The organism is Actinomyces gaoshouyii (assembly GCF_002072175.1).
Lineage (GTDB): Bacteria > Actinomycetota > Actinomycetes > Actinomycetales > Actinomycetaceae > Actinomyces > Actinomyces gaoshouyii.
Genome location: NZ_MVIV01000009.1, coordinates 34,465 through 48,561 on the forward strand (window position 1 = coordinate 34,465; position 14,097 = coordinate 48,561).

At 71.0% G+C, this 14,097-nt stretch carries 11 protein-coding genes and 1 tRNA gene; 4 read left to right on the forward strand and 8 right to left on the reverse strand.

Annotated elements, in window-relative coordinates:
- Position 1: 1 nt before the first annotated feature.
- From B1H50_RS08070 to B1H50_RS08080, 3 genes are all read left to right on the forward strand, one after another.
- Positions 2 to 1,219, forward strand: coding sequence for a PucR family transcriptional regulator (locus B1H50_RS08070; protein ID WP_080463272.1), 1,218 nt, complete (start codon positions 2 to 4; stop codon positions 1,217 to 1,219).
- Positions 1,220 to 1,321: 102 nt separating this feature from the next.
- Positions 1,322 to 1,579: an acyl carrier protein gene (locus B1H50_RS08075; protein ID WP_080463273.1), complete on the forward strand. Its 258-nt coding sequence runs from the start codon at positions 1,322 to 1,324 to the stop codon at positions 1,577 to 1,579.
- A gap of 3 nt (positions 1,580 to 1,582) precedes the next feature.
- A complete protein-coding gene (locus B1H50_RS08080; protein ID WP_080463274.1) occupies positions 1,583 to 2,866 on the forward strand; it encodes a beta-ketoacyl-[acyl-carrier-protein] synthase family protein in 1,284 nt (427 codons plus the stop codon).
- Positions 2,867 to 2,877: 11 nt separating this feature from the next.
- Here B1H50_RS08080 and B1H50_RS08085 read toward each other — a convergent pair whose 3' ends face one another.
- The 8 genes from B1H50_RS08085 to B1H50_RS08120 form a co-directional block, all read right to left on the reverse strand.
- A complete protein-coding gene (locus B1H50_RS08085; protein WP_080463275.1) occupies positions 2,878 to 3,378 on the reverse strand; it encodes a DUF3145 domain-containing protein in 501 nt (166 codons plus the stop codon).
- Between the two features lie 155 nt (positions 3,379 to 3,533).
- Complete coding sequence (locus B1H50_RS08090) at positions 3,534 to 4,025, reverse strand: peptide deformylase (RefSeq protein WP_080463276.1); 492 nt, start codon at positions 4,023 to 4,025, stop codon at positions 3,534 to 3,536.
- 30 nt (positions 4,026 to 4,055) lie between these two features.
- Positions 4,056 to 5,519 (reverse strand): DUF1501 domain-containing protein, encoded by a 1,464-nt coding sequence (locus tag B1H50_RS08095; protein ID WP_080463277.1) that lies wholly within the window; start codon positions 5,517 to 5,519, stop codon positions 4,056 to 4,058.
- Between the two features lie 17 nt (positions 5,520 to 5,536).
- On the reverse strand, positions 5,537 to 7,549 hold the full coding sequence (locus B1H50_RS08100; RefSeq protein WP_080463278.1) for a DUF1800 family protein: 2,013 nt from the start codon (positions 7,547 to 7,549) through the stop codon (positions 5,537 to 5,539).
- Positions 7,550 to 8,197: 648 nt separating this feature from the next.
- Positions 8,198 to 8,269, reverse strand: a tRNA-Asn gene (locus B1H50_RS08105).
- A 91-nt stretch (positions 8,270 to 8,360) separates the two neighbouring features.
- A complete protein-coding gene (locus B1H50_RS08110) occupies positions 8,361 to 8,975 on the reverse strand; it encodes a hypothetical protein (RefSeq protein WP_080463279.1) in 615 nt (204 codons plus the stop codon).
- Entirely contained in the window at positions 8,972 to 10,966 is a 1,995-nt protein-coding gene (dnaG, locus tag B1H50_RS08115; RefSeq protein WP_080463280.1) for a DNA primase, read from the reverse strand. Before dnaG ends, B1H50_RS08110 begins: the two co-directional genes overlap by 4 nt.
- Before the next feature lie 96 nt (positions 10,967 to 11,062).
- The gene (locus B1H50_RS08120; protein WP_229657925.1) at positions 11,063 to 12,391 is read right to left on the reverse strand and encodes a deoxyguanosinetriphosphate triphosphohydrolase; all 1,329 of its coding nucleotides are present in this window, start codon (positions 12,389 to 12,391) and stop codon (positions 11,063 to 11,065) included.
- 266 nt (positions 12,392 to 12,657) lie between these two features.
- On the opposite strand from B1H50_RS08120, the gene B1H50_RS08125 reads away from it, so the two are divergent.
- Positions 12,658 to 13,884, forward strand: a complete 1,227-nt coding sequence (locus B1H50_RS08125; RefSeq protein WP_164505190.1) for an alpha-amylase family protein — start codon at positions 12,658 to 12,660, stop codon at positions 13,882 to 13,884.
- The last annotated feature ends 213 nt before the right edge of the window (positions 13,885 to 14,097 follow it).

Consider the following 14,097-nt stretch of genomic DNA (forward strand, 5'->3'; position numbering starts at 1 on the left):
CATGGACGAGTTGAGCGAGGCGTCTGTCGCGGCCCTCCGACGGGCGCAGAACACGATCATCGAGCACTCCCTCGACCGCATCAGCGCCGCCCATCCCTGGTACCGCACGCTTCCCGAGGCATCGCGCAAGCAGATCGAGAATGTCTCCCACCTGGGAGTCACCATGTTCGTCGACTCCGTCGAGGAGCCCGAGAGCGCGGCGAAGCCCTCCCAGATCTTCTCCGTCGCCCCCGCGACCCTCACCGGCACGATCACCCTGGGGCAGACCCTCGACCTCGTGCGCACCGTTCTCGACGTCGTCGTCGAGGAGGCGCCCCAGGCGGTTCCCACCGAGGACCATGACACCGTCCGCATCCTCGTGCTCACCTTCGGCCGCGACGTCGGCTTCGCCGCGGCGGAGGTCTACGCCCGCGCCGCCGAGGCCCGCGGCGCATGGGACGCCCGCCTCGAGTCGGTCGCCGTGGACTCCATGCTCCACGGCACCCCCGCGGAGGCGGCCACGCGCGCCGGCTCGGCCGGCTGGACCCATCGCGGCCCCGTCGTCGCCATCGCGTCGAGAACGGCGTTGGACGCGATCGCCACCTCCCGCCTGCGTCACACCTGCCGGACCCAGGCCGAGGACTGCCTCGTCTCGGTGCGCGGGGACTCGGTCATCATCATCCTGGGCGCCTCCCCCGAGGCGCCCACCGGACCTGCCGGTCAGCACAGCCAGTACAGCCATCCCCTCCGCGAGGGTCGCACCGAACGCGGCGTCGATGAGATCGCCATGGAGATCGCCGCGTCCCTCGATGGCCCGACCGTGGTGGGCCCCGTGGTGGCCGAGGTCGATGACGCGGGGCTCTCCCTGCGCTCGGCGTTGGCCGGGCTGCGGGCGCTGCCGGGCTGGGCCGAGGCCCCCAATCCCGTGCGCGCCGATGACCTCCTCCCCGAGCGCCTGCTGTCCGGCGACGAACTCGCCCATGAGCAGATCCTCGCACTCGTCCACGAACCGCTCCACGCCATGGGTGATCCCTTCGAGGAGACCGTCGCCACCTACCTGGCGCTCGGCGGGAGCCTGGAGGCGACGGCCCGCGCCCTGTTCGTCCACGCCAACACGGTCCGCTACCGGCTGGGGAGGGTAAGCGAGCAGGTCGGCTGGGACGCCACGAATCCTCGCGATGGGCTCATGCTCCACATGGCGGTGCTCGTCGGTCGGCTCGCCGCCGCCTCGCGCCTCTAAGACCGCTCCGGCACACGGCCCGAGGTCCCAGACGCTCCACACCCCACCACTGTTGCCCACCCGGCGGCGCATGCCGCCCCCGACCCACGCAAGGAGACCACCATGACCAACAACACCGAGCAGGCCACCGACATCCTGAGCGTCGTCATCGAGTTCACCGCCGAGGAGGCCTGCGTGGCGCCCGAGCTGGTCTCCAGCGACTCGAGTTTCGCCGGGGACCTCGACATCGACTCCCTGGGGCTGCTCACCATCGCCACGCGGGTCGAGGAGCGCCTCGGGGTCACCCTCGAGGACTCGCTCATCCCCGCACTGCCGACCGTGGGCGCCCTCGCCGAGCACGTCATGGCGCGCAAGGCCTGACCCGTGCCCGGTGAGGAGCACCGTCGCCCAGTCGGCCAACTGCTGGGGCAGGACCCGGATCGGGAGGTCGTCATCACCGGTCTGGGCGCCACCACGCCGCTGGGCGGGGACGTGGCGAGCACCTGGCGCGCGCTGCGCTCGGGCGCGTGCGCCGTCCGGGCGATCACCCAGGACTGGGCGGAGGGCATGGGGCTGCCGGTGCGCATCGCCGCGCCCCTGGCCGTCGAACCCGCCGAGGTCCTGGGGCCCCGGGAACTGCGCCGACTCGACCGCGCCAGCCAACTGGCGCTCATCGCCTCGCGCGAGGCCTGGGCCCAGGCGGGCTCCCCCGAGGTCGACCAGGAGCGGCTAGCGGTGTCCATCTCGCCCGGAATGGGCCCGGTGCTCTCCGTCATGGAGACCTGGGACACGCTGCGGGAGCGGGGCCCCCGCAGGGTGGCGCCCACGGCGGTGCCCGCGCTCATGCCCAACGCCCCGGCGGTCGCCGTCGGCATCGAGCTCGGGGCGAGAGCGGGCATCCACTCCCCCGTGTCCGCCTGCGCCTCCGGCGCCGAGGCGATTGCCCACGGCGCCGACCTCATCGCCCTGGGCCGCGCCGACATAGTGCTGGCCGGGGGCGCAGACGCCGCGCTGCACCCCATGACCGTTGCCGCCTTCGCCGCCATGCGGGCCCTTTCCACTCGCAACAACAACCCCGCCGGAGCCTCGCGCCCCCTGGCGGCGGACCGCGATGGATTCGTCCTGGGCGAGGGGGCCGGCGTGGTCGTCCTGGAGTCCGCCGCGCACGCGCATGCGCGGGGCGCGCAGCCGCTCGTCCATCTCGCCGGCAGTGCGATCACCGCTGATGCCATGGATGTCGCGCGACCCGACCCCACCGGCGCTCAGCAGGAGCGCGCCCTGCGCCAGGCCCTGGCCCAAGCCGGCCTCGTCCCGGACGAGCTCGGCCACATCAACGCCCATGCCACCTCCACACCCGCGGGTGACCTCGTCGAGGCGCGGATGATCGCTCGAGTCGCCCCCGGAGCGGCGCTCAGCGCCACGAAATCAGCCACCGGGCACCTGCTCGGTGGCGCTGGTGGCCTGGAGGCGGTGCTGGCCGCCATGGCGATCGTCGACGGGTTCCTGCCGCCCACGCTCCTACCCGGCGGGATCGACCCTGAGATCGCGGACCTGGGGCTCGACGTCGTCGGCCCGGATGGCCGCGAGGCGCCGGGGCTGGGCAGCGCCGCGTCGACCTCCTTCGGGTTCGGCGGGCACAACGCCGCCCTCGTGTTGCGTCGGCCCTGACCTCGAGCCCCTCAGCCAACCCGGTGAAGCCAGCGCACGGGGGCGCCGGAACCGGCGTAGCGGAAGGGCTCGAGCTCGTCGTCCCAGGCCTGACCCAGGGCAAGGTCGAGGTGCCGCCTCATGGCCTCGGGCTGGGAGGCGTACTGGAGGGCGGCGCGGATGCGGTCCTCGGGGACGACGACATTGCCGTGGACATCGGTCTGGGCATGGAAGATCCCGAGGTCCGGAGTGTGCGACCAGCGCCCGCCGTCGGAGCCGGGACTGGCCTCCTCCGTCACCTCGTAGCGCAGATTGGCCCACCCCCGCAGGGCGGAGGCGAGGACCGCGCCCATGCCTACCCGCCCCACCCAGCTGGTCTCAGCGCGCATCATGCCAGGAGCGGCAGGCTGCTCGGTCCAGTCGAGGTGGAGCTCGGTGCCCAGGGCGTTCTGAGCCGCCCAGACGATATGCGGGCACAGCGCCCGGGGGGCGGAGTGCACGAAAAGTACACCGCGGGTGTGACCACCGTTCACGATCAACAGCCTCCTGGATTGGTCGAGGGTCGTCTTCCCCAACGATCTCGCCAAGTGATTCAGGGGCGGTCATCATGAGGCACGCGGCGTGCTCTTGAATCATGCCAGGATGCGGGCCCGCGCTCAAGGCGCCTCGCCCGCGGGGAGCATCGGGCTCACAGCCCCTGCTCGCGCAGCTGCTTCATGGCACGCGCCCGGTTCTTGCGGTCCAGGCGGTCCAGGTAGAGGTGACCCTCGAGATGGTCGCACTCGTGCTGCAGGCAGCGGCCCATGAGCGCCTCCCCCTCGACGACGATCTCCTTGCCATCGAGGTCGATGCCCGTGGCACGCGCGTACCACGCGCGCTTGGTGGGGAACCACAGGCCCGGCACGGACAGGCAGCCCTCGTCGCCATCCTGGTACTCGTCCCAGATGAGCTCATCGAGACGGGGGTTGAGGATGTAGCCGATCTCGCCGTCGATGTTCCATGAGAAGGCCCGCAGGCCGACACCGATCTGGTTGGCGGCCAGGCCCGCGCGACCATCCTCATCCACCGTCTCAAGGAGGTCCTCCACAAGAGACTTCACGGAGTCGTCGATGTCAGTGATCCAGGCGCACTCCGTGCGCAGGACCGGGTCGCCGATGATGCGGATGTCGCGATATGCCATGCGCCCATCCTCTCACGGCCGATGAGTCCCTCAGACGATGCCCAGCGGGGTCCCAGGGGTGAAGCCGGGGAAGACCTCTCCCACGGAGGCCTTGTTGCCGAGCCTGTTCGACACGATCTCGGACAGCGCCTGGCGGTAGTCCAGGGTGATCGGGACGTCCCCCAGGGAGAGGTTGGACTCCACCAGGCTCGGGACCGTGCCCAGGACGCGGCCGCCCTTGACTCCCCCACCCATGACGAACATCGTGTTGCCCTGACCGTGGTCGAGTCCGCCTGAGCCGTTTTCCGCGACGCGCCTGCCGAACTCGCTCATGGTGACGATCGTCGTCGTCTCCCACTTGTCCCCCAGGTCCTTGCGGAAGGCCGCCAGGCCGTCGGCGAAGTCGCGGGCGCGCCGGGAGAACCATGCCTGCTCGTCGGCGGCCTGGCCCAGGCCGGAGTGCATGTCCCAATCCCCGATGTCGATGCAGGCGACCTCCATGCCCACCCCGGCCTTGGCCATGCGGGCGATCTCCGCCAGCCCCCTGCCCCAGTCGGAGTCCGGGTAGCCGGCGCTCGAGGTCCGGGGGTAGGAGGAGCGGACCTGCTGAAGGGTGCTCGCCGCGTTGAAGGCCGACTGCGCACAGCGCTGGACCTCTCCCCCGGCGCCCCCGTACATCTCGTCCAGGGCCCGCCGGACTCGGGACTTCATGTCGTCTCCGCCCCAGACCCGCAGGTCGAACTCGTCGATGGAGGACACCGCCAGGGTATCGAGGTTGTTGGTGGTCAGGGAGAAAACCGTGGAGGTCCCGATGGCGACGCCCCGGAAGGTCCCCGTATTCGTCGACTTGGTCTGGAGGTGTCGGCCGAGCCAGCCCGAGCGGACCGATGCCGGGGCGGCCCGCTCCACCGTGACCTGGTCGGTGAAGTGCGAGCGGGAGACGTCCGGCGAGCCCGAGCCCTGGATGATGGCCATCTCCCCGGCGTCCCAGATCGGCTTGAGGGACTTCATGTGGCTGTTGAGGCCCCAGGTGGAGTCGAGGGGCATCGTCTGCTCGGCGCGCACGGCGATCGTGGACCGGGCCGCGTAGTAGGCGGGGTCGTTGAGGGGGACGACGGCGGACAGGCCGTCGAAGCCACCGCGCATGAACACGCAGACGAGCAGCTCGCTCCCGCCGTCGCCCGAGGGGGCCGCGAAGGAGTAGCGGGGCACGGAGGTGGTCGTCAGCAGCGCGCCGAAGCCGGCGGCCGCGCCGGCCAGGATATGGCGGCGCTTGACATTCGTGGGGCCGCCGTCGACGTGGTCGACCTCGGTGAGCTCGGGCAGATCGTACTTCTCGGTGACGTAGTCGTCGGCCTGGCAGCCGGTCATGTGCTTGGTCTGCCCATCGACGTCGACCAGGAGCGCGTCCTGGGCCTCGTCGTGATGGTGCATGGGGGTGACGATGTCCTCCCTCATGAGGGAGGCGCCCTGGGTGAAGCGGGTCTTGCGGGTCCCGGGCTCTGAGCGCTCCATGATTGTCCCGTCTCCTCTCAGCGCAGGAAGGCGTAAGGGCTGCAGAAGCACAGGCGGACCGCGTGCTCGGCGAAGGCAGTGAGGTTCTTGTCAGTGACGGTCCACGTGGCCGCGGAGCCGGTGCCGGGCAGGCCGGCGAGCACCTCGGCGACGCCGGAGAGCTCGGTGTCGGTCCAGGCGTAGCCCGTCAGGTGCCAACTGATGCGCCGCGCCGTCTCCAGCGCGGGCTGGCCGGCGGTGATGGACAGCGCCGTGGGCCAGTCGGTCCTGCCCGACTCCTTCTTATCGCCGTCGACGGCGTTCTGGGCGCCGTTCCACAGGGCCATGGTGGTCCCCGCGGACATCCAGAACTCAGCGGTATCCGGGTAGCCGTCCACGCTCCCGTACATCCGGGGCTCGTGGCCGGCCTCCTTGATGAGCCAGCCGTAGGAGCCCAGGTTGAAGTAGTCGCCGGCGTTGACGTCCCCATGCGCGACGGCGACCTGGGCGTGCGCGGCTCGGGCGATCGTCATGTAGAACTCCGTAGGGCGACGCCACTTCTTGCCCACCGAGGCGGCGAAGTCGGGATGAGTGAGCGCGGCCTTGACGGCGGAGGCGATGGATGTGTCATTGTCCAAGTAGGCCTTTGCGATCGCCTCCACGGCGGCGTCGGAGGGCTCATCGGCGATGTAGCGGCGAGCGATCCTCTTGGCGAGCCTGAGCGCGGTGGGCCGCAGGTGGCACAGATGCTCGACATAGCGCTTGAGCATGTCCTGACCGGCGGAGGCGTCCGTGTTGGCGTCGGAGAAGCCCAGCACGTCGACGCTCCCGACGGCGTGGTCCTCCGACCGGTAGGCGTAGCCCATGGTGGACCAGTCATTGCCGTTGCCGGTCAGGATACGGGTGGAGACCTTGACGTCGTCCTCCGAGTAGGAGTCGCGCCCCACGGTGTAGAGCTCCAGGAGCTCGCGCCCCAGGTTCTCGTTGGGGTTGTTCTTAGTGGAAGCGGTGTTGTCCAGCTCGCGCAGGAGGGCGGCACTGGTCACCGCAGCGTAGAGGAAATCGGCGTAGCGGCCCAGCGCGTGCTTGCGCAGCAGGACGTCGAACTCCGTGATGAAGGGCTCTCCCTTGCCGTGGATCGGGACGTAGACGTGGTCCGCCATCAGCTCGACGACGGACTCGGCCAGGACCCTGTTGCCGAAGCGCATCCGGGTCAGGGCGGCGTTGATGACCGACGGCGAGGCCTTGGCGGAGTGGTCGCCGGTGATCTGCTTGATCTCGAGGGCGGAGAGCTGGGACCACCCGTAGTGACGTGAGACCAGGCTCTCGGCGTAGGTGTCATCAATGCCCTCGGGGGCCAACTGCCCCTCGATCCAGGCGGTGGCGCCCATCGACTCGATATCGGAGACGATCTCGGCGGTGGCGGCGATGGAGGCGCGTCTGGCGAGGTGCCATGCCGAGGAGGTGCGCAGCTGGAGTCCGGGGGCGAGCTCGGAGCAGGCCACGAGGTCCACTGTTCCCGGAGCCTTGCGGTAGACATCGAGGGCATCGGTTTTGGCCATCTCCGGAACGCTCCCACTGCCGGAGGAAGCCGGGGCCTCGCCGATGTTGGCTCCGCTCGCGGCGCCCCGGTCGGCGCCGCCCGTGCCGCCCCGGGCCGTTGAGGGGGCCTGAGCGCCGCCGTCGGACACCCCGGAGCCGTCGGGGGCGCTGCCCGCGCCCTGCGCCCCGCCGGCGCCATCGCCGCCATTCGCCCCGCTGCCCGCAGCGGAGGAGTCCGGACTGGTGTCGCCGGTGTCCCCCTCGTTGCCCCCGGCCACGGTCCGCATGAGGCAGTCCGGCAGAGCCAGGGGGCCGCCCTCGCCCGGAGCCGGCCCGCCGGTGGGCGTGGAGAACGCATCACCCCCCGGGCCGCCGTCCCGCAGCAGGGCGCTGAGCCCGCCAACCGCGCCGACCGCCGCCGCGCTCAGCGCAACGCGCCGCGATCCGAGGAGGCGGGCGGTACTGCCTCCCACGTGACGGGGGCCGGCTGGAGCGGGGCCATCGCTCATCGGATTCTCGCCCGGGCTTTCGGCTCGAGGCACGAGTTCCCTCCTGTGTCGTCATGACGCCGGTCAGTGGCGGAGAGCCTCCTCCCTCACCGCCGTCCAGCACCACTGGGTCGTGCTCCCCATGTTAGACCACCCTCACTAGCGCTTTGATCAGTTATTTTTCAGGTTCCATCGACCAAACCACCAGATAGGCAGTGGTCTCACGCGCGCACTGGCGCTCTCACCTGCACTTCCGCATCCCGGCGAGCAGGGGAGACGATCACATGGGTGGGGGATGACTCATAGAGGTATGAAGCGCATCCTTCGCTCCCGCAGTTCGGCCAGCGGGCTGATAGGACGGGTCGCGGCGCCCGCTCGCCACTCATCGTGAGCAGCACTGGGACGCCCAGGGCAGCGCTCCCCGCGATGCTCTCAACGGCCCACCGATGCCACAGAGCGCCAAGCACTGCCCTCAGCGGTCAAACGACGCCCAGGATGAAGCCCGCGCAGCGCAGTGGCGGCACGGCGCACCGGCCCTGGCAGAGCCTGAGACGGTCTCCAGGCGCCCGTGGACGACTCGCCAGCCAGTCCCGACAGTCACGCAGGCCCTCGGCCCGCCGAAGAGGACGACGCGAAGGGCCCCGGTCCTTAGGACCGGGGCCCTATGGGCTCCCGCGGCTGGACTCGAACCAGCAACCGTCCGATTAACAGTCGGATGCTCTGCCATTGAGCTACGCGGGAAAGGCGCTGAGCGCGGATTGAACTCTAGCAACCCCGAGCCGGGGCGTCGAATCGCGCCGCGCCCGTGAATGCGCGCCAGAGCAAGGCAAAGTCAGCGTGTGTCCAGACCCACACTGTCGCAGGCCTCCCGTAGAAGAGCCTCGAGCTCGGCGCGGTCCTCCGCCGTCGCCGCACTAGCGGGCTCCGGGGAGGCGACGGCGGAGAGGGCCCCGTCCGCGCCCCGTCTGATGGCGACCCTCGCCTGGGCGCCGCTGGGCAGGATCCTGGTGACGAGGTGGACGAGAGAGGCCTCCACGCGCTGGCGCAGCGCTCGGGCGAAGCGGTCGACGGCGACGGGGCGGGCCGCGCCCCCCTGCTGGATCCGGGCGGGGACCGTGAGGGATAGGCACCGCTCGGGGGCGTCGGAGAGCGTGAGGGTGAAGGCACGGGCCTCGGCGTCCCAGGAGCCCTTGTCGATTCGCTCCCAGGGGTGGTCGGCGGCCAGGGCGTCGGTCGACACGATGACCAGCCCGCTTGCCATGGCGACGGCCCAGGACTCCCCCGACTCATCGATCGGCACGGCCCCCAGGAGCCTGCCCGCCGGCAGATTGGCCCGGCAGGGAGCGGGCAGGCTGGCGGGCGTGAGTCCCCTGCGGCGCCAGCGCCGCCGGCGCCGCCGCTCCTCCTCATCGCGCCCATGGGATCGGGGCCAGCGCGCTGAGCTCATGCGCGCTGCCCGATCCGCAGGCGGCGGCGCTCCAGGCCGGTGATCGCCTCGAAGAGATCCCGATAGCCCTCGTCCTCGGGGCTCATGCGCCGGTGCCGAGCACGTAGCTCGGCCAGGCGGCGATTGATATCGAGCCGCACCTGGGCGGCGAGCACCCCCTCGGCGTAGCGGCGCACCGCCTCGGCGTCGAGCTCAGGTGATTTGCCGCGCGGCGCGGGCAGCGGCAGTGGGGCGACAACGAGCTCGGTGATGGCGGAGTCGACAGAGGCGATGGCCCCGCCGCGCACGAGGTCGATCCAGTGGCGGATCGCACGGGACTGGGCCTCGCGCGGCTCCATGCCGGCGACGCTGGCGCTCTCGACGAGACCCGGCACTGCGATGGTGCCGCCCGCGGCCTGCACGGCCTCGAAAACTGCGCGGTGGATGGGGAGGGTGAAGGAGGCCGGGGCGATGTCGTCGGCGCCCGCCCGCTCGGCGACGAGCGGCATCTGCAGGATGACCTCCAGGGCCTGGCGCTCCAGAGCGACCACGGGGTCATCCGCCGTGGGAAGTCCCGGGCGCGCCGCCGTGGCCGGCTGCCCGCCGTCCTCTGGGGGCGGATCCTCGATGCGCCGGGCGCGGCCCTCGTAGGCGCGCACGGCGGCGCGGGCCTCATCGTCGGGCATGCCGACCCAGCCGGCCAGGCGCCGCGTGTACTCGCGGCGCAGGGCCCGGTCGCGGATCCCGGCGACCACGGGCGCCGCGGCCCGCAGCCCGGTCACACGCCCCTCGGCGGTGTCCAGGTTGACGCTGCCCAGGGAGGTGCGGATGACGAACTCGAACAGGGGGATGCGCCGGGACAGCAGGCGCTGAATGGCCTCGTCGCCCTCTGCCATGCGCAGGTCGCAGGGATCGTAGCCGTGGGGGTCGACGGCGACGAAGGTCTGGGCGGCGAAGTGCTGGTCCTCCGCATAGGCTCGCATGGCAGCCTTCTGACCTGCGGCGTCACCGTCGAAGGTGAAGATGATCTCACCGCCGCGCACCCGGTTGCCGGAGATGACGCCCGCGGAGGGATCGGCGATATCCCCCAGCAGGCGGCGCACGATCCGCACGTGCTCACTGCCGAAGGCGGTGCCGCAGGTGGCCACGGCGGTGGGCACGCCGGACAGGTGGGCGGCCATGACGTCCGTGTACCCCTCGACGACGACGATCGAGCGCTCGCGGGCGATGTCCCACTTGGCGAGGTCGAGACCGTAGAGGACCTGGGCCTTGTGGTAGATGGCCGTCTCCGGGGTGTTGAGGTACTTGGGGCCCTTGTCCTCGTCGGACAGGCGACGGGCCCCGAAGCCGAGCGTCGCACCGGTGACGTCGCGGATGGGCCAGATGAGGCGGTCGCGAAAGCGGTCGTAGACGCGGCGGCCGTCCTGCCCCCCTTGGGAGCACAGGCCGGATTCCACGAGCTCGGCCTCGGTGTACCCGGCGTCGCGCAGGCGGCGAGCGAGGTTGTCCCAACCGGCGGGGGCGTAGCCGACGCCGAAGCGCTCGGCGGCGAGGCGGTCGAAGCCCCGCGAGGTGAGGAAGTCCCGACCGTGCTGGGCGGCGGGGCTGGCGAGCTGCTCGACGAACCAGGCCTCGGCAAGACGGTTGGCGTCCAGGAGGCGCTGCCGGGTGCCGGGCTCGACGCCCCGGCGCACCTGTCCGCCACCCTCCTCGTAGCGCAGTTGGACGCCGACCCTCCCCGCGAGGTACTCGACGGCCTCGGTGAAGGGCAGATGGTTGATCTTCTGGACGAAGGAGATGACATCCCCACCCTCGCCGCAGCCGAAGCAGTGGTACATGCCCACCTGGGGGCGGACGTGGAAGGAGGGGGTGCGCTCGTCGTGGAAGGGGCACAGGCCCTTGAGCGAGCCGACACCGGCGGGTTTGAGGGTGACGTGTTCGGCGACGACCTCATCGATCCGGGCGCGCTCGCGCACCGCGTCGATGTCCTCGCGCTTGATCAGTCCCGCCATGGCGTCATCCTACGTCCGGGCCTTGACGGCAACGGACCGGGCGCGCGGGGGCGGGGATGGAGGCGCGGCGGATCCCGGGCCGCGCGCTCCTCGCGCTCACAGCCCATCGGGGATCTCGGAGAGCAGCCCGCAGATGCGGGCATGCCAGGCGCGGGCGGAGGTGTCGGTCAGCGAGGCGATTTGGTCGATGACCGCCCGGGCGCGCCCGGCGTCGTCGTCCGCGGCCCGCCAGAGTCCGGCGAAGATCGGGTCGAGGTGCTTGTCCCCCGACTCCAGGAGGGCATCGGCCAGGTCGAAGATCTCGGTGCGCTGGATGAGGTAGACGCGCTCGTGCTCCCGGGGGGCCATGACGTAGCGGACGGCGGCGCCCTTGAGGACGAGGATCTCGGCGGCCGTGGAGGCGGGGATGACGAGATCCGCGGCGTAGCGGGTCAGCGGGCCATCGCCGGCCACCTGCCTGGTGGCCGCGGCCACGGCGCCGACGAAGCGGCCGATGAGCTGGCTCGTGAGGTTCTTGAGGGCCGCGGCGTCGGCGATGCCATGGTCGTAGGAGTCGATCCAGTACGGGGCCCCGGCCAAGCGCTCCCAGGCGGCACCGAGCTCATCGGCACTGAAGGCGGGGCCATACCAGGCCCGTGTGGCACCGATGATGCCGTCGATCTCACCGGGGCGGTCGAGGGACCCCGGGTCCATGCGCCCCAGCGCCACGGCGTCCTCGACGTCATGAACCGAGTAGCCGATGTCGTCGGCCAGGTCCATGATCTGCGCCTCGATACAGCGCCGCCCGGCCGGGGCGCCCGCGCGCATCCACTCGAAGACCTCCCGGTCGGTGTCGTAGACGGAGTACTTCCGAGCGCTCTTCCCCTCCGGCCCACCAGGCCCCTCCCCCCTGGCCCAGGGGTACTTGGCGACGGCGTCGAGACTGGCGCGGGTGAGGTTGACCCCCAGGCCGCGCCCGGTGGCATCGACGGTTTTGGGCTCCAGGCGGGTCAGGATGCGGAAGGTCTGGGCGTTGCCCTCGAAACCGCCGATGGAGCGGGCCACCTCGTCGAGGGCCCTCTCCCCGTTGTGCCCGTACGGCGGGTGGCCCAGATCATGGGAGAGGCAAGCGGCGTCGACGACGTCGGGATCGCAGCCGAGCTCCTGCCCGAGCGCCCGGCCCACCTGCGCGACCTCCAGGGAGTGGGTGAGACGGGTGCGCACGAAATCATCCGAGGCGGGGCCGAGCACCTGCGTCTTGGCTCCCAGGCGGCGCAGGGCGGAGGAGTGCAGCACGCGGGCGCGGTCGCGCTCGAAGGGGGTGCGCTGGGGGTTCTTCGCCCGCTCCGGCCAGAAGCGCTCGGCATCCTCATGGCTGTAGCCCACTGCGCCGGCGGGGGCCGGTAGCAGGGGGCCGCTGTCATCGCTGCGTGCTGGCGGGGTCATCCACCCAAGGTAGCGCACCCCCGGTGCGGGGTTCGAGCCAGTCGGGGCGCGGTGTGCCCGCGGCGGGCAGCGCGCCGATGAGCATGTGACAAGACTCCTGCCAGGAGAGATCGGGACGACCTGCGCCAAGGGCTCGGCATTGGTATGGTCGGTGCACCCGAGGCATCCCGATCCCCGACGGGCCCTCTCCTTACGATCTAATTCTATCCTTGGCGCGCTGCCGGGTCGATGCCGCGCTCGCGCTCGGCGGAAGGAAGCCGGCTGTCATGACGACGACAACCCTGGTCCATCGTCCCCAGAGCGGTGATCGCGATTGGTGGAGAGGCGCCCAGATCTACGAGATCAACGCCCCGGTGGTCGGCCAGGTCGATCATGACAGGGCCGTCGGCCTGCTGGACCATGCCCAGTCGCTCGGCTCCGACGGCATCCTCGTGCGCCCCAGCCTCCTCGGGCTGAAGGACCCCGGATTGGAGGACCTCCGCCGCTTCTCCGAGGCCGCCCATCTCAGGGGTCTGCGGGTCATCGCCAGGCTCTCGGGAGCCCTGGGGCCGGTCACCGGTCGGCACGCGCATGACGACAACCCGCTGACAGCCGGTCATGAGGCCCTGGGCCCCGGGCTCATCGAGCGAGCGGAGGGCTTCATCGACGCCGGCGTCGACGGCATCGATCTGGGCGCGATCCTCCCACCGGAGGTCAGTCAGGAGACCGATCTCGACCTACTGAGCCGGACCTGCGCGGAACTGCTCATGCTCGTGAGCTCCTCAACCCCTGATGGCATCCTCGGCGCGGACGTGACCGCGGAGTACGGGGACAGCCTGCGCCACCACCTGCAGAAGGACTGGTTCCACCATCTGCGCAATGACAGGCTCTTCCTCACGCGCTGGGACGCCGACTCAATCGCCCGGCATCTGAAGGCCTCACTGGAGGAGTACGAGCGCTTCGGCGCCCCGCCCGCCTGGCGCGTCATGCCCCCGTACCGCTATCACCCTGATCTCGAACCGAGTGACGACCGCCGCTGGTTCGTCACGGACCGCGCCACGCGCCTGCGCCGTGGAACCGCGCTCCAGACGCTCATGCTGGCACTGCCGGGAGCGGTGTACCTCCGCCAGGGGGACGAGGTCGGCATCCTCGACGATGACAAGGACGACAGCCCGATGTCGCTCCTCCAGGAGGTCACTCGTCTTGCCGACGAGCAGGGCGATCTGCTCGGCTCCCCGGTGGCAACCGTCCGCCACGCCTCCCATCTGCGGCGGGAGAGGCAGCTCCCCCACGCCCCCATGGCCTTCGTCTCCGGGATGGAGTGGTGCCCGGATGACGCCCTGTCGATCCTGGTCCGGGACATGCTCGTCCTGACCAACACCACCAGCACCTCGATCGGCCTCCCGGAGCACGCCGAGGTGCTGCTCGCCTCGCATGAGCTCGCACATACTGATGGTCGCCTCATCGTGCCCCCCACGACCACGGTGTGGTGCGTGGCGGACACCGTCGCCTGAGCCAGCCCGCCGCCCTAGTCCACGACTTCCGCCCCACGGCATGGCGGGCGGGTCCGTCATCCTCCCCAGCTCCCCCGCCCGCCGGTTCCACGGGCGGTCCTCATCTCGGCGGGCGGCGCCGAATCGTGAGCATCCCCGGGCCAACGGGACGTAGAGTCATCCCAGAAACCAAGCATCGGCTCAGGCCGATCACCCATCCGCGAAGGGGTAGCA